Origin of the sequence: Novosphingobium lindaniclasticum LE124 (assembly GCF_000445125.1) — a bacterium.
In the GTDB taxonomy this organism is placed as follows: Bacteria; Pseudomonadota; Alphaproteobacteria; order Sphingomonadales; family Sphingomonadaceae; genus Novosphingobium; species Novosphingobium lindaniclasticum.
Window position 1 is genome coordinate 1 of record NZ_ATHL01000011.1, and the last position, 20,923, is coordinate 20,923.

Sequence of the window (20,923 nt, forward strand, 5' to 3'; positions counted from 1 at the left end):
CCCCTCCCTCCACCCCCCGGTAGCAATTTCCGGACCTCGCAGTGTTTCCACCGAGGCGAAAAATGCTCTAGGCAGCGATGGCCTTCATCCCAAGAGTCGGGACCGCAGTGGTTCGGCAGGGCGAGGCGCCAACATGGGGATTTTTCCAGTGGTCCGGGAAGTGAGCGGCGCGGCGGCATGCTGATCGGGATCGATCTGGGAACGACCAACAGTGCCGTGGCGATCTGGCAGGACGGCGCGGCATCGCTGGTACCCAACGCTCTGGGCGAATTGCTGACTCCCTCGGCCGTCTCCATCGCCCGCGACGGCCAGGCCTGGGTCGGCCGCCCCGCGCTGGACCGGCTGGCCGCGCATCCGCTGGACACCGCCACCAGCTTCAAGCGTCTCATGGGCACGGCTAGCAAGACGCGGCTCGGCGGAAAGGAATACGGCGCGGAAGACTTGTCCGCCATCGTCCTGGGCGCTCTTGCCGACGATGTCGCGGCACTGACCGGAGAGCGGCCGACCGAGGCGGTCATCACCGTGCCCGCCTATTTCAACGACCGCCAGCGCAAGGCCACGCGCCGCGCCGGCGAACTGGCCGGCCTCACCGTGCGCCGCCTGATCAACGAGCCGACCGCCGCCGCCCTCGCCTTCGGCCTCCAGGACAAGGGCGACCGCGAACCGTTCCTCGTGTTCGACCTCGGCGGCGGCACATTCGACGTTTCCGTGGTCGAGATGTTCGACGGCATCGTCGAAGTGCGCGCTTCGGCCGGGGACAACCGGCTGGGCGGCGACGATTTCGATCATGCCCTTGCCGCCCTGGCGAAACCGCGCATCGATCCGAGCGGCCGGCTGGAAGCGCTGCCCGCCGATCACCGTGCGGCCATGCTCAAGCGCGCCGCCGAGGCCTGCCGCCGGGCGCTCAGCCAGGCCGGCGAGGCGGACTTCGCGGTGGTGATGGGCGAGGACCGTCTCTGCGCCGCGATCACCGAAGGCGAATTCCAGGCCGCCTGCGAACCCCTGCTGCGCCGTCTGCGCGAACCGGTCGTGCGGGCCCTGCGCGACTGCGCCATCGACGCTTCCGACCTCTCGGAGATCGTGCTGGTGGGCGGCGGCACCCGCATGCCGGTGGTGCGCCGTGCGATCACCCGCCTGTTCGGCCGTTTTCCCAATGCCTCGGTCCATCCCGATCACGCGGTGGCGCTGGGTGCGGCCATGCAGGCGGCGCTGCTCGGCCGGGATGCGGCGCTCGACGAGATCCGCATCACCGATGTCTGCCCGTTCACGCTCGGGGTCGAAGTCGCCGAGCAGGACGGTCACGGCGGGCTGCAACGCGGCCTGTTCTCTCCGGTGATCGAGCGCAATACGCCGGTCCCGGTCTCCCGGATGAACACCTATTCGACCTTGGGCGACAACCAGAAGACTCTGGAATTCGGCATCTACCAGGGCGAGGCCCGCGAAGTGCGCGGCAATGTGAAGCTGGGCCAGATCGCCATTCCCGTGCCGCCGCGCCCCGCCGGGGAGATCTCGGCGGAAGTGCGCTTCTCTTACGACAGTTCCGGCCTGCTGGAGATCGACGTCCATGTCCCGGCCAGCGGCGACCAGCGCAATCTGGTCATTGTCGACGAAGAGGACAGGCCGGGGCGCCAGGAACTCGACAGCCGCCGCGCCGCCCTGGCCAGGCTCAAGTTCCACCCCCGCGAGGAGGCCGGCAACGTCTCGCTCCTGACCCGCGCCGAGCGCTGCTACGAAGATCACATCGGCGACGTCCGGCAGGCGATCGGTCATGGGATCACACTGTTCGTCGGCGCGCTCGACACCCAGGATCCCCGCCGCATCGCCGACGCCCGCGCCATGCTGCTGGCCCGGCTGGACGACCTGGAAAGCCTCGGCCCGCTATGAGCGCGCCCTGGTCGATTCTCGGCATCGGCAGAACCGCCGATGCCGCCGCCATCCGCAAGGCCTATGCCGCGCGGCTCAAGGCCATGGACGTGGACAGCGATGTCGAGGGTTTCGCCCGGCTCCGGCAGGCGCGCGACCAGGCCTTGCGTCTGGCGCGGACCATGGCCGAAGCCGCTGAGGACGGCGGCAAGAAGACGCAGCCGATCGAGCCCACCGCCGAGGCGGGCGAATTCGCCCCCTCTCCCGAAGCGCCCCGCCGCTGGATCTACGCGGCCCCCGATCTCGACGGCGCCTGGAGCCGCGCCGACCTTGCCGCCCGCCCCGGCGAGCCGGACGATACCGCGATGCTGGGGCGCATGGCCTGGGCCGCCGCCGCCGCGCGCGAGGGCGTCAGCGGCGCCGGCATTCCGCTCACCACCATCGACCCTTTCACCGCCCCCCTGCTCCCCGGAAACCATGCCGCCGACGAGGCGCTGGGCCTGCGTCCCGGCGAAAGCCCGGCCGAGCGGCTGGCCATCCTGCTCGATCCCGAAAGCGCCACCGCGGGAGAACCGCTCTGCGAGAACGAGGCCCGTCAGGCGATGCGCGCCTTGCGCAAGATCCTCGACGATGCGGCGCAGGCGCAGATCACCCGCGCCCAGCAGATCGAGGACTGGCTGGCCGAAGTTCTCGCACGCGGCTGGCCGCGCTCGGCGCCGTTGCTGGAAGACGCCAATGCCGCTTTCGGCTGGGAGCGCGAATGGGCTGCCCACGATGCCCGTCCCGGCGTCGCCTTCCTGGGCGCGCGCCTGCGAGGCTACCGGTTCCAGCAGAGCGTGCTCCAGCCGGGACATCGCTTCCACAAGGCCTGGAACGAACTCGTCCGCCCCGGCAAGGCAAGCCCTTTCCGCTTGCTGCGCGGTCCGGCGCAAGGCGAAGTCGACAGTCTGCTGCGCGGCGTGCGGCAGAACTTCCCGGAACTCGAAACCCACTTCGCGCCGGAGCGCGTGGCCTCCTGGGAGGGCGGCAATCCGTTCGCTTCGGGCCTGCTGATCTTCTTCGGGGTCGTCGCACTGGGGATCGTCCTTGCCCTGGCCAATGGACCTTACAGAGAGGGCGCTTCGCTGGAGCGGGAAACCTGGCACGCGATGCAGAGCGCGATTCCCGAGGCTTTCGGAGAGGGGCACGATACGTCCTGGCTCTGGAACAAGCAGCCGGAACTTGCGGGCACGCTCAATGCCCAGGCCCGCAACCTGCTGGAAAAGGGTGAGAACCAGGCGGCGGTCGTGAACAGGGTGGTGGAGATCGTGCGCAGTCGCAGCTTCCTCAATGGCCGCGAACTGTCCGAAGGCGACCTCGACACCGTGATGCGGCTGCGGCTTGCACAGCTTCGCGCGGCGCGGGCGCAGAGCCCCGCCGCCTGCATCCGGGTGCGCAATAGCGGCATGCTTCCCGGCGCCACGCCCGTTCCCGAAGCCCTGCGTGCGCAGGAGCGCACCCTGGCCGCGCATCTCGCGGAAGCCGGCAAGCTGGCCCGGCCCAAGGACCACGGCGACCGGTCGGCGCTGGTGCCGGGCAAGCTGATCGACCAGGTCGTCGCTGCCACCCGGCTCGACCATGCTGCCGTAAAGCAGGCCATGTCCGGCAAGAGCGACGATGCCTCCGGCTGCGCAGTGACGATCGCGCTGCTGGACCGCACTCTTGCATGGAAAGGTGAGAACCGGCGCGAGATCCTGATGACGCTGTGAGGCGTCCGGGGGCGTGAAGGCGGCTTCTCGCCGACGAACACCCTTGCGTTCTTCGTCGCGAGGGGCGAAGCCCGCGCGGCCATCCAGTGTCGGCGTAGAGCCGCTCCGGACTGCTTCGCTTCGCTCGCGATGACGAAGGATGGTTTAGAGTGGCTTCCGATCGGATTGCATCGGATCAACCACTCCAAGTTTCTGGTTCGATGCCTTTTTCCGAGTGAAAATGCTCTAGGGCTTCAGATCGCCAGCCCCGCCGCGCGGGCGCTCGCCCAGGCCCATTGGAAGTTGTAGCCGCCAAGCCAGCCGGTCACGTCCGCCGCCTCGCCGATCACATAGAGCCCCGGCACCTTGCGCGCTTCCATGGTCTTCGACGACAGGCCGCCGGTGTCGATTCCGCCCGCCGTCACTTCCGCCTTGGCGAAGCCTTCCGAACCGTCCGGCACGAAGGGCCATCGCGCCAGCGTCGCTTCGGCGGCGGCCAGCGCCTTGTCGGACAGCGCGCCGAGTTCCCCCGACAGCCCGAGCCGCGCGCAGAGCACATCCACCAGTCGCTCCGGCAGCCCTTCTCCCAGCACTTTGCGCAAGGAGGTGCGCGGACGTTCGCGCTTGGCCTCGCGCAGCCAGCCTTCGGCACGATCAGGCAGGAACTGCGTCGTCACCGTCTGGCCGCGCTGCCAGTAGCTTGATATCTGCAGGATCGCCGGGCCGGAAAGCCCCCGGTGGGTGAACAGCGCCGCCTCGCGAAAGGCCGCCTTGCCGCATCGGGCGATCACTTCGGTCGAAACGCCGGAGAGATCGCGGAACAGCGCCTCGTCGCCGGCCAGCGTCAGCGGCACCAGGGCCGGACGCGGCTGGACGACCTTGAGGCCGAACTGGCGGGCCAGATCGTAGGCCGCCCCGGTCGCGCCCATCTTGGGGATCGAGGGACCGCCGGTGGCGATGACCAGTGCCGGAGCCGATGCCGCCCGCCCGCCGAACGCCGCGCGGAAGAGGCCGTCGCCGTGGGCGATCTCACCCAGGGCATCGCCGCAGTGCACCGCGACGCCGCCCTTGGCGCATTCCTCCAGCAGCATGGCCACGATCTGCTTCGCGGAGCCGTCGCAGAACAGTTGGCCGAGCGTCTTCTCGTGCCAGGCGATGCCGTAGGCTTCGACCAATTCAAGGAAATCGGCAGGCGTGTAGCGGCTCAGCGCCGACTTGGCGAAATGCGCATTGCTCGAAAGATAGCGGTCGGGCGCCGTATGCATATTGGTGAAGTTGCAGCGCCCGCCGCCCGAGATCAGGATCTTCTTGCCCGGCTGGTCGGCATGGTCGAGCAGCAGCACGCGCTTGCCCCGCTGCCCGGCGGTCGCCGCGCAGAACAGCCCGGCCGCGCCCGCGCCGAGCACGATCGCGTCGTAAGTCTCGGTCACTGGCGGTTCGAGCTCTCGGAACCTGCCGGAACCAGTTCCAGCGCCAGCGCTTCGGCCACGCGGATGCCGTCCACCGCTGCCGAGAGGATACCTCCGGCATAGCCGGCGCCTTCGCCGGCCGGATAGAGACCGCGCGTGTTGAGGCTCTGCAGGTCCCTGCCGCGGGTGATGCGCACGGGCGAGGACGTGCGGGTCTCGACACCGGTCATCACCACGTCGGGATGGTCGTAGCCCGGAACCTGGCGGCCGAAGACCGGCAGTGCCTCGCGAATGGCATCGACCACGAAGTCCGGCAGGCACTGCTTGAGTTCGGTCAGATGGACGCCTGGCTGGTAGCTGGGCATCACTTCGCCGAAATCGGTCGAGGGCCGGTCGGCCAGGAAGTCGCCCAGCTTCTGACCCGGCGCCTTGTAGTTCTCGCCGCCCGCCTTGAAGGCCAGTTCCTCGAACTTGCGCTGGAAGGCCACGCCCGCCAGCGGATCGCCGGGATAGTCCTTTTCGGGGTCGATATCGACGACGAGGCCGGAATTGGCGTTGAACTCGGCACGGGAATACTGGCTCATGCCGTTGGTGACGACGCGGCCCGGTTCGCTGGCCGCCGCCACCACGCGCCCGCCCGGACACATGCAGAAGCTGTAGACCGTGCGACCGTTGGAGGCCTTGTGCGCGATGGAATAGGCCGCCGCGCCGAGGATCTTGTTGCCGGCATTGTCGCCATAGCGCGCGGTATCGATCCAGCTTTGCGGGTGCTCGATCCGCACGCCAATCGCAAACGGCTTGGCCTCGATATGGACGCCGCGATCGTGCAGCACCTCGAAGGTATCCCGCGCGGAGTGGCCCACCGCCATGATGACGTGGCTGGCAGGCAGGAACTCTCCGTTCGAGAGGTGCAGGCCTGTGATTCGGCGCTCGCCGTCCTCGCTCTGCGCGATTTCGAAATCATCGACGCGGGTGCCGAAGCGATATTCCCCGCCAAGCTGCTCGATCGTCTCGCGCATGGACATCACCATGGTCACGAGCCGGAAGGTGCCGATATGCGGGTGCGCCTCGGTGAGAATGTCGTCGGGCGCGCCGGCCTTGACGAATTCCGTCAGGACCTTGCGGCCGAGATGGCGGCTGTCCTTGATGCGGCTGTAGAGCTTGCCGTCCGAGAACGTGCCCGCGCCCCCCTCCCCGAACTGCACGTTGCTCTCGCTGTCGAGCACCGAGCGGCGCCAGAGGCCCCAGGTGTCCTTGGTCCGCTCGCGCACGGCCTTGCCGCGTTCGACGATGATCGGCCGGAAGCCCATCTGCGCCAGCACCAGCGCCGCCAGCAGGCCGCAGGGACCGGCGCCGATCACCACCGGGCGCGGCCCCGCGTAATCGGCAGGCGCGTGGGTGACGAACTTGTAGGAAGTGTCCGGCGTGGGGCGGACATGCTGGTCGCCGTGGTGCGCGGCCAGCACTTGGGCCTCGTCCTTGAGCACCAGGTCCAGCGTATAGACCAGCTTGATCGCGTTCTTGCGCCGCGCGTCGTTGCCGCGCCGCACCACGATCACGCGCTCCAGCGCGTCCGCCCCGATACCCAGCCGCGCGCAGACAGCGGCGTCGAGATCCTCGGGTGCATGGTCGAGCGGCAGGGCAAGGTCGGACAAGCGTAACATCCGCGCGCCCTTATACCCGTTCGGCGCAGGACGCCACGGATTTGCGGGGCTGGCGCGAAGGCCGGACCGAAAGAACGGCGCAAGGTGCTGTGTTCCCGTCATTCGTCATGGCCAGCATCACGAAGCAATCCCAGGCGGCGCGAGACCGACTCCGGATCGTTTCGCTACGCTCGCAATGACGACGGGTATGATAGTGAGGGCTTAGGTCTTCCTGCGCGCGGCCCGCGCCGGGGCTTTCGCGATGCTCCAGCCGCCGGCGTTGGGGCGCACCACGAGTTCGCCGATCGAAGCCGGACGCCCCTCGCGGAGCGCTTCCAGCAGGCGCGCCACGGTGCCGCCGCGCGGCTCCTCGCCGCCGAGTTCGGTGACGCAGCGCGCCAGCACCCGCAGCACCACGGCGCGCGGCGCCTGCGGCCTGTAGCGCAGGCCCATCGGTTCCCGGGTCACGCAGGAGCGCCATTCCAGCGCGGCCATCCAGTCCAGCGCGGCATCGGCTTCGGCCAGGTGTTCGGCGCTGCGGGCGATAGCCGCAATGTCCAGCCACTCGGCCTCAGCCAATGCCTTGCGAATACGGACACGGTCGAAGCGATCGTTGGCGTTGCTGGGGTCCTGGACGGTGGCCATCCCCGCCACCACTTGGGCCAGTTCGCTGCGCCGCCAGTCCAGCACCGGCCGCAGCAGCGGGATCGCCGTGTCCGGAACCAACCCTCTCGCCCGCGCGCCGGCCAGACCGGCAACGCCGCTGGCCCGGTTGAGGCGCATGATCAGGGTCTCCGCCTGGTCGTCGGCATGATGGGCCGTAGCCAGGGTGGCCAGCCCTCGCCGTTCGATCCACGCGGCCAGCGCCGCATAACGCGCGCTACGCGCTTCCGCCTGAACATTGCCGGGAGCGACCTCGACGGTAAGGGTTTCGTGCGGCACACCGAGGCCAGCGCAGAGGTCCGCGGCACCGGCCGCTTCCTCCGCGCTTTCGGGCCGCAGGCCATGATCGACCGTCGCCGCTTCGACCCGGCCCGGCAGCGCCGCATGGGCGAGCAGCAGCAAGGCCGTGCTGTCCGGGCCGCCGGACAGCGCCACCGCCAGCCGGGCCTGCGATTCGCTTATGCCCTCTCGCCAGACAGCCGCCAGCCCGGCCCTGAACCGCTCCACGGCCTCGGGCGCAGGCGTCATCGCCGGGTCAGGCGCACTTGAGTCCGCTGCGCGTGGCATCGTAAGTGCCCTTCAGGCGACCGGCGGCTTCGGCCGCGTAAGTCTCGCTGAACTCGGCCAGAGCGATGCAGGCACGCTTGCTGTCCTTGAGCTGCTTCATGGACACGGCAAGGTAGAGCAGGCTGTCGGGCGCACGATCGCCGCGCTTGTCGGTCTGGTAGTTCTGGACGAACCACTTGGCCGCTTCAAGGGCGTTGCCGTCATCCAGATAGGCGCGGCCGAGCAGATTGCGGCCCCAGCTCGAACGCGAATGCTTCGGGTACTTTTCAAGGTAGAGCTTCAGCTGCTGCTGGGCCTCGGGATAGAATTTCGCTTCCCAGAGGCGGAAGCCGTAGCTGTACTCATCGTCGGCGGCATCGCCCGTCTGCGGCTTGACGATCGCGCGAACGGCTTCGATCCGGGAGTTCGAAGGTGCCGCCGGGCGCGGGGTGGCCGCGACAGGCGCGGGCGCAGGGGTCGGTCCCGATACCGGAGACGCCGGCAGCGGCTGTGGCTGCGAGGTCGCCGGCGGCAACGCGCCAGGCACAGGCGCGGCGGGAGCGCCTGCCGCCAGACGCGCTTCGAGCTGGTTGATGCGGTTGGTGTTCTGCTCGACCTGGGAGGTCAGCTGGCGCAGCTGGCCTTCCACGGCATCGATGCGCAGCAGCATGTCGCTGACCGGCGTGGAGGCGGGCTGCCCGGGAACCGGCGTCGGGGTCGGGGTGGCCGGCTTGATTTCGGGCTCGAAGAACTTGCCGTCGCCGCCGGGGAAAACCTTGCGCTGCAAGGCGCGCACTTCGGCTTCCACCTTGTTGAGGCGGGAATTGGTATCCTGCGCCTGGGCGGGCAGACCCAGACCCAGTACCGCGAAGGCCGCGGCGCTCGTCGCGGCCAGGCGCATCGAGCGGATTGCCACAAGAGAACGGTTCATCGCCAAGTCTACTCCGTTTCAAGGCGCCCGCGCGCCCATGAGGTTCCGCGACGCCATGGACAGGAGAAACGGAACCGCTCGTTAACCAGAAAGGGCCTGCGACGGGATTGCCGCAAGCACCGGCCTCTTGTCGAGGCAGGCCTAGTTGGAAGTGGTGGAAAGCGCCGAAGGAGCCGAAGCCCCAGTGGTGGGAACGGTAGCCGCCGGGGCCGGAGCCTGCAAAGTGCCTGGAGAAACCGGAGCGCCGGTCGCCGCGCCGACTTGGCCCCGCGCCAGGAGATCGGCCGGTGCCAGGGAGACGCCCGACATCACGGTCGGCTTGGTCGCGAGCGGCGCGATGCCCTTGCCGCCGACGGTGATCGCCAGGCCGTCGGGCCGGCCGAGGCGAAGCTGCGGCGCCTGCGCACCTTGCGGCACGGTCCAGCTTTCGCCCTGCTTCAGCGTCTTTTCCAGGAGCTTGCCAGTGGTATCCGTCACGCGCAGCCAGACGCCGTCGACTGTGGCGGTCAGCACCACCGGGCCATTGGTCGGCTGCGGAGCGGGCGCGGGAGCTTGCGTCGCCGCGACGGTGGCGGCAGGCTGGGGCCTATCGGACGTGAGATCGGGCAGCTTGCCTTCCGGCGAGAGGTAGCTGCTCCAGAACACCAGCAGCAGCGCGATCACGACGACCGCGCCGGCGGCGGCGACCCAGGCAAGACGCACCGAGGGCACCCGCGCCGGATCTCCCGGTTCGAAGTGCGGCACAACGACCGGTTCCCGGGCGCCTTCCGCGTCGAGCTGACGGCGGACCTGTTCCGCCACGGCCTTGTCGTCCAGCCCCAGAGCGCGGGCATAAGTACGCGAAAAGCCGACGGCATAAGTGCGCGCCGCGAGGTCTCCCAGGCGATCGTCCTCGATCGCGGAGAGATGACGCTCGGCAATTCGGGTCTTGACCGCGATCTGCGGGAGCGTCAGCCCTGCGGCCTCGCGCGCCCGGCGCAAGGTTGCGCCGACCGTGGACGACGACCTTCCAGCCGCTGCATCGGCCGAACCGTCGGCGGGCCCTTGGTTTTCCGGCCCTTGATTTTCAACGTTTTCCATTCCGCTCCCGAAGGGATGGTAGATCTGATCCTGGCGGGCCTCCACCAACCGCGCGAGAATCCGAAGTCAATCCTGACCCGTGGATTACGCGATTGTTTTGCGGCGGATGCGACCCCGTGCACGGCCATTACCATCCTCGCAAGTCTGCTTTATGTCAATTCTTGCTCAAGACGTGAACCGAGAAATAGGCAGATCCTTGTGGAGGGCCGCTCCGGCCTCAATCCGCGGTGATGCCGCGTTCGGCGGCCCAGGCGGTCAGAGCTGCCCGCATGTCCTCGGGAGGATGCGCCAGCCACTGCTCCATGGCGGTGCCGATTTCCTGGAGATCGACCTTGCTCACCAGATCCTTGGTCGGTCCCACCGCAGCCGGCGTGATCGATAGCCGGCGAATGCCGAGGCCAAGCAGCGCCAGCGCTTCGAGACGCCGCCCGCCCATCTCGCCGCAGACGGCGATGTCCACATCGTGCCCGTCGACGCTGCGGATCACCCGGCGCAGGAAGCGCAGGATCGCGGGGCTTAGCCAATCGTAACGCTCTGCCAGTTTGGGATTGGCGCGGTCGGCCGCGAAGAGGAACTGGGTAAGATCGTTGGTCCCGATCGACAGGAACGAGATCTTCGGCGCCAGCAGGTCGAGCTGCTCGGCGAGAGCCGGAACCTCGAGCATGATGCCGTAATGGATCGCCTCGGGCAGTTGCTTCTTCTGGCTGCGCAGGAAAGCGAGCTGCTTGTCGAACACCGCTTTCGCCTGATCGAATTCCCAGGGTTCGGCAACGAGCGGGAACATGACGTGCAGCGTCCGCCCCCCCGCCGCTTCGAGCAATGCGCGCGCCTGGACCTTCAGCAGCCCTTCCCGCTCCAGCGCGACGCGCAGGGCGCGCCAGCCCATCGCCGGGTTTTCCTCTCCCTCGCCGTCGTCGTGACGCAGATAAGGCAGGGTCTTGTCGCCGCCGATGTCGACGGTGCGGAACTTCACCGGCTTGTCCCCGGCCGCATCCATGACCTCGCGGTAGAGCCGCGTCTGCCGCTCGCGAGAGGGCAGCGTGGCGGACACCAGGAACTGGAATTCGGTGCGGAAAAGCCCGATGCCGTCGGCGCCGGTCATCGTCAGATTGGCGATGTCGTCGCGCAGGCCGGCATTGATCATGACCTGGATGCGAGTGCCGTCGCGCGTGGTGGGATGGACCTCGCGCAGGGCGGCATAGGCGGCCTGGCGCTGCCGGCTTTCCGCGAAGCGGGCCTCGAAGGCCTCCACCACACCCGCCGGAGGGCGCACCATCGCACTCGCCTGGTCGGCATCGAGCAGCAGTTGATCCCCTTCGCGCACCACGCCGCGCAGCCCGCGCACGCGGCCCAGGACCGGAATTCCCATCGCCCGTGCCACGATCACCACATGGCTGGTGAGCGATCCTTCCTCGAGAATGACGCCCTTGAGCCGCCGCTTGTCGTATTCCAGCAGTTCGGCCGGACCCAGGTTGCGCGCAATCAGGATCGCATCGTTGCGCAGCCCCATCGAGGCCGCCGTACCCATCTGGCCGGAGACGATGCGCAACAGCCGGTTCGCCAGATCCTCCAGATCGTGCATGCGGTCCGCCAGCAGCGGATCGTCGATCTGGCGCATGCGCATGCGGGTTCGTTGCTGCACACGCTCGATGGCGGCTTCGGCCGTGAGCCCGGAATCGATCGCCTCGTTGATCCGGCGCGTCCAGCCTTCGTCGTAGGCGAACATGCGGTAGGTCTCGAGCACTTCCTCATGCTCGCCGCCCATGCCGAATTCGGCCTGGCTGGCCATGCGGTCTATCTGCTCGCGCATCTTGTCGAAGGCGTGGATCACGCGCTGGCGTTCGGCCTCGGTGTCGTCCGCGACGACATGCTCGATATTGACGCGCGGCTGGTGATAGACGGCCTGCCCGGAGGCGAGCCCTTTCACCAGGGTCAGCCCGCGAAGCTGCTCCGGCCCGGTCTGCGATGCGCCGAGCGCATTGGCGTCCACCTCGTCCACCAGATCCGCATTGGTGATGAGTTCCGACAGGACCATGGCCACGGTCTGCAGCGCCTCGATCTCCACTTCCTCGTAGCGGCGCGGCTCGACATGCTGGACGCAGAGCACCCCGGCGGCGCGCTCGCGGCGCACGATCGGCACGCCCGCGAAAGAGTGGTAGCGATCCTCGCCGGTTTCGGGGCGGTAGGAGAAATCCGGGTGCGCGGCGGCTTCGGCCAGGTTCAGAGTCTCGATCCGGTCGGCGATCATGCCGACGAGGCCCTCGCCCACGGCCATGCGGGTGACGTGGACGGCCTCCTGCGCCAATCCCCGCGTCGCGAAGAGTTCAAGCATGCCTTCGCGCAGCAGGTAGATCGAACAGACCTCGCTATTGAGGCATTCGCCGATCACTTCCACCACGGTATTGAGCTTGGCCTGGGCGTGATTTCGCGACGCCATGACCTCGTGGAGGCGGGTTAGGATATTTCGTGCTGCTTCTACGGCGCCGCTGGTCATAGGACCCGAGTAAACCAAAGCGCCCGCTTTGGAAACGCAGCGCTTGTTAAAAGATGTGTTAGTCGGAAAAGCCGAAATTTCCGCTTGAATCGAAGGATGCGAAAGGAGGCAAGTCTCCTGCGTTCGGCACCATGGCGCCCCCGGTGCGCGGTCGCACCAGGAGCGCCGGACGAAGCGGTTTCAGCGCTTAGTGGCGGGAAATCTCTTCCTTGATCTTGAGCTTCCGCTTCTTGAGGGCCTGTATCATGGCTGCGTCAGGTATCGGACGGCTCAATTCGTCATGAATCTGCCTTTCAATTCCGGCATGCTTGAGCTGTAGAGCGCTGACGTGCGAACTATCCATGGACGGTTCTCCTCTTTTCTCGGGGGGTGGGCCGGCCCCTTTGCCTGCGACCTCTCTTTGGCGACTCGGCATTGGCAATCCGGCGCGAAACGGATGGAACCACATCCCGCGCACCTTGCGAAGACCGCTAATGCTTCATATCGGTGAATCGCGTGCCTGCTGCGTCGAGCGGGGCATGTAATTTTCGCAGCTGAACATGGCCCATCGAGAGTAGGAAATCCCGGCGTGACCGAAGAGGAAATGCGTAAACGCCTTGAAATCCTCAAGATCGAGCATCGCGATCTCGATGCGGCGATCGACGCTCTCAACTTGCCCGGAGCCGGCGACCAGCTTCAAATCGCGCGCCTGAAAAAGCGCAAGTTGAAGCTGAAGGACCAGATCGCGGTGATCGAGGACTTCCTCATCCCCGACATCATCGCCTGAGACTCGTCGCTTCGTCGAGGACCCCGGCAGCGAAAAAGCGTGCCGATAGGAGACAAGGCGCGGAATCGCCCTGTGAATTGGCTCCAGGGGAGTTGCCCGCGAGTCCGGCTTGCGAAATACCGGCGCGGCATGTTCAACTCCGCGACCATCAGCCCGCGCATCGTCGAAGCGCTCTATTGCGAGGCCCTGCTGCTGGCAGACGAAGTGCGCCAGGCCTTCGCCTCGCCGCCGGGCGGCGAAGCGGCGCCTGAATCGGATCAGACTGGAGCGGCGTGTGGACCGGTAGGGCCGGGCCGGCTTGCCCTGTCCAGCGAAGGCCTGCGCACGAGTACCCGGATGATGCACGCCATCGCCTGGCTGCTCAATCACCGCGCCTATTTCCTGGGCGAGATCGACCATGTCCAGCTCCGCCGCAACGGCCGCCTCTCTCCGACGCTGCGGCATTCGGAAAAAGGACAGCTAAGGCCCGACGTCGTCGATCTGGTCCAGGCGACCCAGCGTTTCTACGATCGCCTGCTTCGGCTGGAGGGATGCTGGGGCCTGTACGACAAAGCCGAGCCGAGCGCGATCGAGCGCCTGCGCCGCGGCATCGAAGGGCGGCTGGCCGGCTGAGACCGGCAGTTCCCAAGCCGTCCGCCCGAACCGCAAGCCCGCGCCTCGCGCCGCAGTGTCCTCGACAGGCTCCTTGCGAATGACCATATCGGCGGCATGATCGACGCACGCAAAGACATCGCGAAGCCGTATGCGCAAGCCGAGCGGATCGCGCCGCTGGTGCGCCGGGTGCTGGCACGCAACCCTTCGCCTTTCACCTATACCGGAACCCAGACCTATCTGGTGGGCGATCACGGCGAAATCGCCGTGATCGATCCCGGCCCCGCCGATCCCGAGCATATCGCAGCCATTCTCGAAGCGGTGGGCGAGGCCCGCATCGTCGCGATCTGCTGCACCCATACCCACCGGGACCATTCGCCCGCCGCCGCTCCGCTCCAGGCCTTGACCCAGGCGCCCATCATCGGCTGCGCGCCCCTCACCCTGGACGACGACGGCCCGCGCGCCGACGCCGCCTTCGATCCCGACTACCGCCCCGACCGCGTCTTGCGCGACGGCGAGACGATCGCCGGGCAAGGCTGGACGCTCGAAGCCGTCGCCACGCCGGGCCACACGTCCAACCACCTGTGTTTCGCTCTGCGCGAAACCGGCGCGCTGTTCACCGGCGATCACGTCATGGGCTGGTCCACGAGCGTCGTCTCGCCCCCGGACGGAGACATGACGGACTATCTCGCCAGCCTTCAGAAGCTCTACGAGCGCGAGCAGGACGCCGTCTACTTTCCCGCCCACGGTCCGGCGGTGGAGAAGCCGCGCCAGCTGGTGCGCGGGATGATCGGTCATCGCCGCCAGCGCGAGCGGCAGATCCTCAAGCAGATCGAGGCCGGAAACACGACGGTCGCGGCCATGGTGCCGCGCATGTACAAGGGCGTAGACGAACGGCTATGGCCCGCCGCAGGACGCTCGGTATTGGCGCATCTGCTTGATCTGCAAAGACGAAACCTGGTGACGCGGCACGGAGACACTTGGCAGCCCATCGCATCCGATCAGTAATTTGCATAATTACTGTTTCGATACTTGCGGCGAAAGAGTATACCCCGCCCCATCGGGGATGAGGGAGCAGGCCATGGCAACATTGCCGCGTGCGCGTTTCGCCGCGCTTTCTTTCTGGCAGAAGATGGCGATCGGCCTGTCGCTGTTCATCGTCTTCGCCTTCGGGCAATTCGCGCTGCGCGGCTTCGTCGATGTCGGAAAAGCGCCGCCGATCATGCATGTCCACGGGCTCGTCATGCTGGCATGGCTGGGCCTGCTGGTGACGCAGGCACTGCTGGCCGGAAGAGGCGGCCTCAGCATTCATCGCCGGCTGGGCTGGGCAAGCGCCGCCATGGTGCCGCTGATGGTTGCCTCGATGAGCGCGCTCTGTTTCACCGCCCTGCGCCTGCAGATCCAGCCGCCGTTCTTCACGCCGGCCTATTTCCTCGCCACCGTCCACGTCGGAGCGGCGCTCTTCGCCCTCTTGGTCGTGCTGGCCATCACCCATCGTCGTCAGCCGGACTGGCACCGGCGGCTCATGCTGGGCTCGACGATCCTGCTGACCGACCCTGCGCTCGGACGCGTCCTGCCGATGCCGTTGATCGTGCCCTGGGGCGAGTGGCTGTCGCTGGCGATCCAACTCGGCTTCGTCGCGCTGATCCTGCGCCACGATCGCCGCACCCTCGGCCATGTCCATCCGGCGACAAGCGCTGCGGCCATGGCCGTACTGCTCTCCCATGTCCTGACCGAGCTGCTGGCGATCACGCCGGTATGGATCGATCTCGCGATGCGGATCTCCGCAGCCTGATCCCCGCGCATATTTTCCTTGGGTCCGGGCCGAAGCATCCCTAGATAGGCGGCAAATACCGGCCGGCCGATAGATCGGTAGAGCGCCGGCGCGACCAGACAGAGGGATACCATGACCGTAATGCCCGCCGACCTTTCCGGTATCGACGTGCGCGCCGAAATCGAACGGCTGCGCAAGGAACGCAACGCGGTCATCCTCGCGCACTACTACCAGCGTCCCGAGCTTCAGGATCTGGCCGACTTCGTGGGCGACAGCCTGGAACTGAGCCGCAAGGCCGCCGAGACCGACGCCGAGGTCATCGCCTTCTGCGGCGTGAAGTTCATGGCCGAAACCGCCAAGATCCTCTCGCCGAACAAGATCGTGGTGCTGCCGGACCTCGAAGCCGGGTGCAGCCTGGAAGATTCCTGCCCGCCGGAAAAGTTCGCCGCCTTCCGCGCCGCACACCCGGACCATATCGCGCTGACCTACATCAACTGCTCGACCGAGGTGAAGGCGCTGTCCGACATCATCGTCACCAGTTCCAGCGCCGAGACGATCCTGCAGCAGATCCCAGCAGACCAGAAGATCATCTTCGGCCCGGATCGTCACCTCGGCGGCTATCTCAGCCGCAAGTTCGGCCGCGAGATGCTGCTCTGGCCGGGCGTCTGCATCGTCCACGAGGCATTCTCGGAAACCGAGTTGCTCAAGCTCAAGGCCCAGCACCCCGCCGCGCCGATCGCCGCGCATCCGGAGTGCCCGCCGCACATCGTGGACCATGCGGACTACGTCGGCTCCACCAGCGGCATTCTGCAATATGCCAAGACCACCGAGGCCGACACGCTGATCGTCGCGACGGAACCGCACATCATCCACCAGATGCAGCTGGCGATTCCGAACAAGACCTTCATCGGCGCGCCCGGCGCGGACGGCAACTGCAACTGCAACATCTGCCCCTACATGGCGCTCAACACGCTGGAGAAGCTCTACGTCGCCCTGCGGGACCTGGAGCCGCGTATCGAGATCGAGGAACAGCTTCGTCTCGATGCCAAGAAGAGCCTCGATCGCATGCTCGACATGGCGAGCGGCACGATCGGCAAGGGCGACCTCGGCGCGCGGTGAGCTTCGATTCGCCTGGACCGATGCAGCGGGGCGGTGCTTCGGCGCCGTTCCACGCGCAAGACCGCGCCGCGCCGGAAAAAGACGGCATTGCCGCCGTTTCAGTCGCTTGTTCGGTTGCGATTAGGTAATGGCGCCGTGCCATGCTACACCCGTTTCGCTAATGTCGAATTTGCGACGGGTGTCCCCGATCGTTCGCGCTACGGATTGTTCTCCGCACCAAGATCGATCGAGACGATTTCCTTTCAATTGACGATGTGACGCACGACCAGCTCCCGCAATTTGCGAGAGCTTCCATTCGTTTCTTGAAAGGAAACACTCATGCCGATCGGTACCGTGAAGTTCTTCAACACCGACAAGGGCTACGGCTTCATCGCACCGGAAGACGGCGGTCAGGACAGCTTCGTCCACATCACCGCCGTGCAGAACGCCGGGATGCACACGCTCGAAAAGGAGCAGCGCCTCTCCTACGAGATCGAAGTCGGCCGTAACGGCAAGGCCTCGGCCGTCAACCTGAAGTCGGCCTGATTTTCAGCCGATTGCGCCGGCCGCTCATGCCCGCCGGCGTGACATGGAAAACCCCCGCAGGCTGAAGCCGACGGGGGTTTTTTCATGTGCTTGTCGAAAGGCGGACGGTCAGTCGACCATGGCGGCGACGATGCGCTGCAAATCCTGCCTTGAAAGCGCTCCCTGCGCCACCTCGCGCCGGTAACCGGCAGAAGCGAGGGGGAAGGAGCGGGATACTGCGTGGACGCGCTTGAAGGCGTCCGGTCTATGGTAAGTCATCTATTCCTTATGGGCGGCTCAAGGCCGCACCTTTGTTTATCTTTTGAAATTGCTACGGCGCTTGGGCGGGCCGCCAGCCTGTCCGGGAGTACGTTCGCGGAACACGATCCGGCCCTTGGTCAGATCGTAAGGCGTCATTTCGACGTGCACACGGTCACCCACGACCGAGCGGATGCGGAACTTGCGCATCTTGCCCGCGGTGTAGGCGATGATCCGGTGCTCGTTGTCGAGCACCACAGCGAAACGTCCGTCGGGAAGGATTTCTTCGATGAAACCCTCCATGGTCAGCAGTTCTTCCTTGGCCAATGCATCCAGTCCGAAAAAAGGGTTGCCCCAAAGCTGCCGCGCGGGAGGCGCGAATCGGCCTTGAGGGCCAGACAGCTGAAATGGGGAGAAGAGACCGCACGAGGCAGCCTTCAGTTCCCGTCGCAGGCGACGTAGCTCCGCCTATATAGAGTATATCGCGAAAAATGCAAGTCGGGCACTTAGACCGAGATTTCGCGCCACTCTCCGGGTTGCAGTCCATCGAGCGCCCAGGCACCGATGCGCTGGCGCACCAGCCGCAGCGTCGGATGGCCGACGGCAGCGGTCATGCGGCGGACCTGGCGGTTGCGGCCTTCGGTAATGGTCAGTTCGATCCAGCAGTCCGCTACGGTCTTGCGAAACCGCACCGGAGGATTGCGCGGCCAAAGCTGCGGGTCCTCGATCCGCCGCGCCGAGGCCGGGAGGGTCGGGCCGTCGTTCAGCATGACGCCCTTGCGTAGCGCGTCCAGCGCCGCCTCGTCCGGCTCGCCCTCCACTTGCGCAAGGTAGGTCTTGGCGGTCTTGAAGCGGGGGTCGGAAATCCGCGACTGGAGGCGGCCGTCGTCGGTGAGCAGCAGCAGCCCCTCGCTGTCGCGGTCGAGCCGTCCGGCGGGGTAGACGCCCGGAATGTCGATGAAATCCGACAGCGTCGCGCGCGGCGTGGGCGAGCGCGCATCGGTGAACTGCGAGAGAACGTCGTAGGGCTTGTTGAACAGGATGAGGCGCGCCATGGGCCTTGCCCTAGCAGCGCGCCTCTTGCGTTCCTAGCGGTCCGTTCAGGGCAGCCAGTTCAGTGAACGATCTTCGGCTCTTCGCCCCGAGTCTTCCAGAGCGACCACCCCACCCCGCCCGCAATCAGCGCCAGGGTCACGCCCAGGCTGATCAGCGGCGGGAACTTGGCACCGCCGAGCAGGAAGTCGGCCACCAGGATCTTCGCGCCGATGAACACCAGGACAAGCGCCAGCGCATACTTCAGATAGTGGAAGCGGTGCACCATGGCCGCCAGTGCGAAGTAGAGCGCGCGCAGGCCCAGGATCGCCATGATGTTCGAAGTGTAGACGATGAAGGTGTCCGTGGTGATCGAGAAGATCGCCGGCACCGAGTCGACCGCGAACACCAGGTCGGCGAGGTTGATCACTACCAGCGCCAGGAACAGCGGCGTCGCGGCCCACACCAGCTTGCCGGCAGCATTGCGCTCACGCACGAAGAAGTGTTCGCCGTAATGGGCCTTGGTCACGCGCATGTGGCGCGAGATCCAGCGGATCACCGGGTTGTTGCCGATGTCCGGATCCTGCTCCTTGGCGAAGAGCATCTTGACGCCGGTAAACACCAGGAACGCGGCGAAGATATACATCACCCAATGCGCCTGCGAGACAAGCGCCACGCCGCCCGCGATCATCAGCCCGCGCAGCACGATCACCGCCATGATGCCCCAGAGCAGGGCGCGATACTGGTATTTGGGCGCGATCGCGAAGAAGCCGAAGATCATCGAGATCACGAAGACGTTGTCGATCGAGAGCGCCTTCTCGATGAAGTAGCCGGTGAAGTAGGCGATGCCGTCTTCCGAGCCCTTGGCCCACCAGACCCAGCCGCCGAAGGCCATGGCGATGGCGATGTAGAACATCGAGAGCTTCAGCGATTCGCCGATGCCCATCTCGCGGTCCTCCTTGTGCAGGAAGCCGAGATCGAAGGCGGTGAGTACGAAGACGAGGCCGGCGAAAGCCAGCCAGAACCATGTCGGGGTTCCCAACAGGTCATGAAAGAGGAAGTCCACGGGGTGCTCCTGAAGCGATGGAAAACAGGAAGCGCCGGCGCGAAAATGGGGGGGAACGCGCCGGCGCGAGGGTTACAGACCGCGTGTCGCGATTGCTGGGGGGAGGTGCAATCGCGCGAGTCTGCCCCTGAACTCCTGTTTCAGTCTCTTCAGTCTCGCGATCTCCAGGGGATCGGCGAAACGTCTGCCCTGCGCGAGGCGCAGCAGGGCGTCGAGCTTCTGGTGTCGCTCCAACAGGCGGAACATAAAATCGGTCATCTCAAATCCCTATCGAACTGGAATGGGTTCGATCGGGTGAGCCGGCAGGTTCCTGTTGCCTGAGCTTTACGGGGGGTGGATGGGTCCCCGGAACCTGCATCGGTTTCACCCGATGCGGTCCGACATCACGCAGCATTCCCAAGGAAGACGCTGCGCCAGAGGGGCCCGGCCCGCGCACCCTTGATAGCCCCGGCCGCGCCGATTTTCAACCCTTCGCGGCCACGGGCTTGACGGCGCCCTTCCCGTTGATATTAATGTGATATCACTTTTTTGGAGGGCAGCCCGATGATCGACCCGCATCTTCCGATCAATTCCAGCCGCGAAAACAAGGCGTCCAGCATGAGCGGCTATCTGATGCTGCTGGTCTTTCTGGCCGTGCTGGCGGCGATCATTCTGGCCGTGTTCTCCCTAACCAGCGTCGGATCCAGTCCCGGCGCCGTGCTGGGCATGTTCGCCTTCATCATCCCCGCCTTCGCCGCCGAAGTGCTGATCGCTGCGGGCTTCTACATGATCCAGCCGAATCAGGCGGCGGCGATCACCCTGTTCGGCAGCTATCGCGGCACCGACCGCACGGCCGGGCTGCGCTGGGTCTGGCCCTGGATGGCCAAGCGCAAGATCTCCGTCCGCGCGAACAACGTCGTGTCGGAAAAGCTCAAGGTGAACGACTTGCGAGGCAATCCGATCGAGATCGCCACCAATGTCGTCTGGCGCGTCGCCGACACGGCCCAGGCGCTCTATGACGTGGACGACTACAAGGCTTTCGTGAACGTGCAGATCGAAGCGGCGGTGCGCTCGATCGGCTCGCGCTATGCCTATGACGATGTCGAGGATGCCGAGATCACCCTGCGCGGCAGCCACGAGCAGGTGAATGCCGAACTCCGTACCGAACTGATCGCGCGCCTGCAGGTCGCCGGGATCACCGTGGACGAGTGCGGCCTCACCCACCTGGCCTATGCGCCCGAGATCGCCGGCGCCATGCTCCGCCGCCAGCAGGCCGAAGCAGTGATCGCCGCCCGCCGCAAGCTGGTGGAAGGCGCGGTGTCGATGGTCGAGATGGCGCTCTCGCAGCTCTCGGAGAAGAACGTGGTCGAACTCGACGACGAACGCCGTGCGGCGATGGTCTCCAACCTCATGGTCGTGCTCTGCGGCGAGCGGGACACCCAGCCGGTCGTGAACACCGGCACACTCTACCAGTAGGG

The 20,923-nt window shown here is 66.4% G+C and carries 21 protein-coding genes; 10 read left to right on the forward strand and 11 right to left on the reverse strand.

The genetic code is table 11. The annotated features are described in order from the left end of the window. The first annotated feature begins 177 nt into the window (after window positions 1-177). Both L284_RS26015 and L284_RS26020 read left to right on the forward strand, forming a co-directional pair. Window positions 178-1,884 carry an Hsp70 family protein gene (locus tag L284_RS26015; RefSeq protein WP_021232192.1) on the forward strand — a complete coding sequence of 569 codons (1,707 nt, stop codon included), beginning with the start codon at window positions 178-180 and terminating at the stop codon, window positions 1,882-1,884. Beyond that, the gene (locus L284_RS26020; RefSeq protein WP_021232193.1) at window positions 1,881-3,611 is read left to right on the forward strand and encodes a hypothetical protein; all 1,731 of its coding nucleotides are present in this window, start codon (window positions 1,881-1,883) and stop codon (window positions 3,609-3,611) included. The genes L284_RS26015 and L284_RS26020 overlap by 4 nt, the downstream gene beginning before the upstream one ends. 233 nt (window positions 3,612-3,844) lie before the next feature. Here L284_RS26020 and L284_RS26025 read toward each other — a convergent pair whose 3' ends face one another. From L284_RS26025 to L284_RS26055, 7 genes are all read right to left on the reverse strand, one after another. Next, window positions 3,845-5,020 carry a BaiN/RdsA family NAD(P)/FAD-dependent oxidoreductase gene (locus L284_RS26025; RefSeq protein WP_021232194.1) on the reverse strand — a complete coding sequence of 392 codons (1,176 nt, stop codon included), beginning with the start codon at window positions 5,018-5,020 and terminating at the stop codon, window positions 3,845-3,847. Next, complete coding sequence (locus L284_RS26030; protein WP_031341332.1) at window positions 5,017-6,663, reverse strand: NAD(P)/FAD-dependent oxidoreductase; 1,647 nt, start codon at window positions 6,661-6,663, stop codon at window positions 5,017-5,019. The genes L284_RS26025 and L284_RS26030 overlap by 4 nt, the downstream gene beginning before the upstream one ends. 201 nt (window positions 6,664-6,864) lie before the next feature. Beyond that, on the reverse strand, window positions 6,865-7,833 hold the full coding sequence (gene tilS, locus L284_RS26035) for a tRNA lysidine(34) synthetase TilS (protein WP_021232196.1): 969 nt from the start codon (window positions 7,831-7,833) through the stop codon (window positions 6,865-6,867). A gap of 7 nt (window positions 7,834-7,840) precedes the next feature. Next, window positions 7,841-8,782, reverse strand: a complete 942-nt coding sequence (locus tag L284_RS26040; protein WP_021232197.1) for a tetratricopeptide repeat protein — start codon at window positions 8,780-8,782, stop codon at window positions 7,841-7,843. Between the two features lie 141 nt (window positions 8,783-8,923). Then, window positions 8,924-9,862, reverse strand: coding sequence for a helix-turn-helix domain-containing protein (locus L284_RS26045; RefSeq protein WP_081673858.1), 939 nt, complete (start codon window positions 9,860-9,862; stop codon window positions 8,924-8,926). A gap of 217 nt (window positions 9,863-10,079) precedes the next feature. Then, window positions 10,080-12,356 (reverse strand): phosphoenolpyruvate--protein phosphotransferase, encoded by a 2,277-nt coding sequence (gene ptsP / locus L284_RS26050; protein WP_021232199.1) that lies wholly within the window; start codon window positions 12,354-12,356, stop codon window positions 10,080-10,082. Between the two features lie 187 nt (window positions 12,357-12,543). Continuing rightward, window positions 12,544-12,699, reverse strand: coding sequence for a YdcH family protein (locus tag L284_RS26055; protein ID WP_081673859.1), 156 nt, complete (start codon window positions 12,697-12,699; stop codon window positions 12,544-12,546). A gap of 225 nt (window positions 12,700-12,924) precedes the next feature. Between L284_RS26055 and L284_RS26060 the strand changes: the two genes are divergently transcribed. The 6 genes from L284_RS26060 to L284_RS26080 all read left to right on the forward strand — a co-directional run bounded on the left by L284_RS26060 (window position 12,925) and on the right by L284_RS26080 (window position 17,131). Beyond that, complete coding sequence (locus L284_RS26060; protein WP_021232201.1) at window positions 12,925-13,122, forward strand: YdcH family protein; 198 nt, start codon at window positions 12,925-12,927, stop codon at window positions 13,120-13,122. Between the two features lie 129 nt (window positions 13,123-13,251). After that, a complete protein-coding gene (locus tag L284_RS26065; RefSeq protein ID WP_021232202.1) occupies window positions 13,252-13,734 on the forward strand; it encodes a DUF1465 family protein in 483 nt (160 codons plus the stop codon). Window positions 13,735-13,830: 96 nt separating this feature from the next. After that, window positions 13,831-14,721, forward strand: coding sequence for an MBL fold metallo-hydrolase (locus tag L284_RS26070; RefSeq protein ID WP_021232203.1), 891 nt, complete (start codon window positions 13,831-13,833; stop codon window positions 14,719-14,721). Between the two features lie 73 nt (window positions 14,722-14,794). Beyond that, entirely contained in the window at window positions 14,795-15,508 is a 714-nt protein-coding gene (locus L284_RS0123575; RefSeq protein WP_052018292.1) for a hypothetical protein, read from the forward strand. Between the two features lie 111 nt (window positions 15,509-15,619). After that, window positions 15,620-16,606, forward strand: coding sequence for a quinolinate synthase NadA (nadA, locus tag L284_RS26075; protein WP_021232205.1), 987 nt, complete (start codon window positions 15,620-15,622; stop codon window positions 16,604-16,606). A gap of 318 nt (window positions 16,607-16,924) precedes the next feature. Then, a complete protein-coding gene (locus L284_RS26080; RefSeq protein WP_021232206.1) occupies window positions 16,925-17,131 on the forward strand; it encodes a cold-shock protein in 207 nt (68 codons plus the stop codon). 108 nt (window positions 17,132-17,239) lie between these two features. Here the strand turns inward: L284_RS26080 and L284_RS48155 are convergent, their stop codons facing one another. From L284_RS48155 to L284_RS26095, 4 genes are all read right to left on the reverse strand, one after another. Beyond that, window positions 17,240-17,389, reverse strand: coding sequence for a hypothetical protein (locus tag L284_RS48155; RefSeq protein ID WP_021232207.1), 150 nt, complete (start codon window positions 17,387-17,389; stop codon window positions 17,240-17,242). A gap of 36 nt (window positions 17,390-17,425) precedes the next feature. Next, window positions 17,426-17,695, reverse strand: coding sequence for a translation initiation factor IF-1 (infA, locus tag L284_RS26085; protein ID WP_021232208.1), 270 nt, complete (start codon window positions 17,693-17,695; stop codon window positions 17,426-17,428). A gap of 179 nt (window positions 17,696-17,874) precedes the next feature. After that, on the reverse strand, window positions 17,875-18,423 hold the full coding sequence (locus L284_RS26090) for a pseudouridine synthase (RefSeq protein WP_021232209.1): 549 nt from the start codon (window positions 18,421-18,423) through the stop codon (window positions 17,875-17,877). A 59-nt stretch (window positions 18,424-18,482) separates the two neighbouring features. Next, window positions 18,483-19,466 carry a TerC family protein gene (locus tag L284_RS26095; RefSeq protein ID WP_021232210.1) on the reverse strand — a complete coding sequence of 328 codons (984 nt, stop codon included), beginning with the start codon at window positions 19,464-19,466 and terminating at the stop codon, window positions 18,483-18,485. Between L284_RS26095 and L284_RS48160 the strand changes: the two genes are divergently transcribed. After that, complete coding sequence (locus L284_RS48160; protein WP_160172083.1) at window positions 19,449-19,787, forward strand: hypothetical protein; 339 nt, start codon at window positions 19,449-19,451, stop codon at window positions 19,785-19,787. The genes L284_RS26095 and L284_RS48160 overlap by 18 nt on opposite strands. A gap of 222 nt (window positions 19,788-20,009) precedes the next feature. Further along, entirely contained in the window at window positions 20,010-20,921 is a 912-nt protein-coding gene (locus L284_RS26105; protein WP_021232212.1) for an SPFH domain-containing protein, read from the forward strand. Window positions 20,922-20,923: the final 2 nt, after the last annotated feature.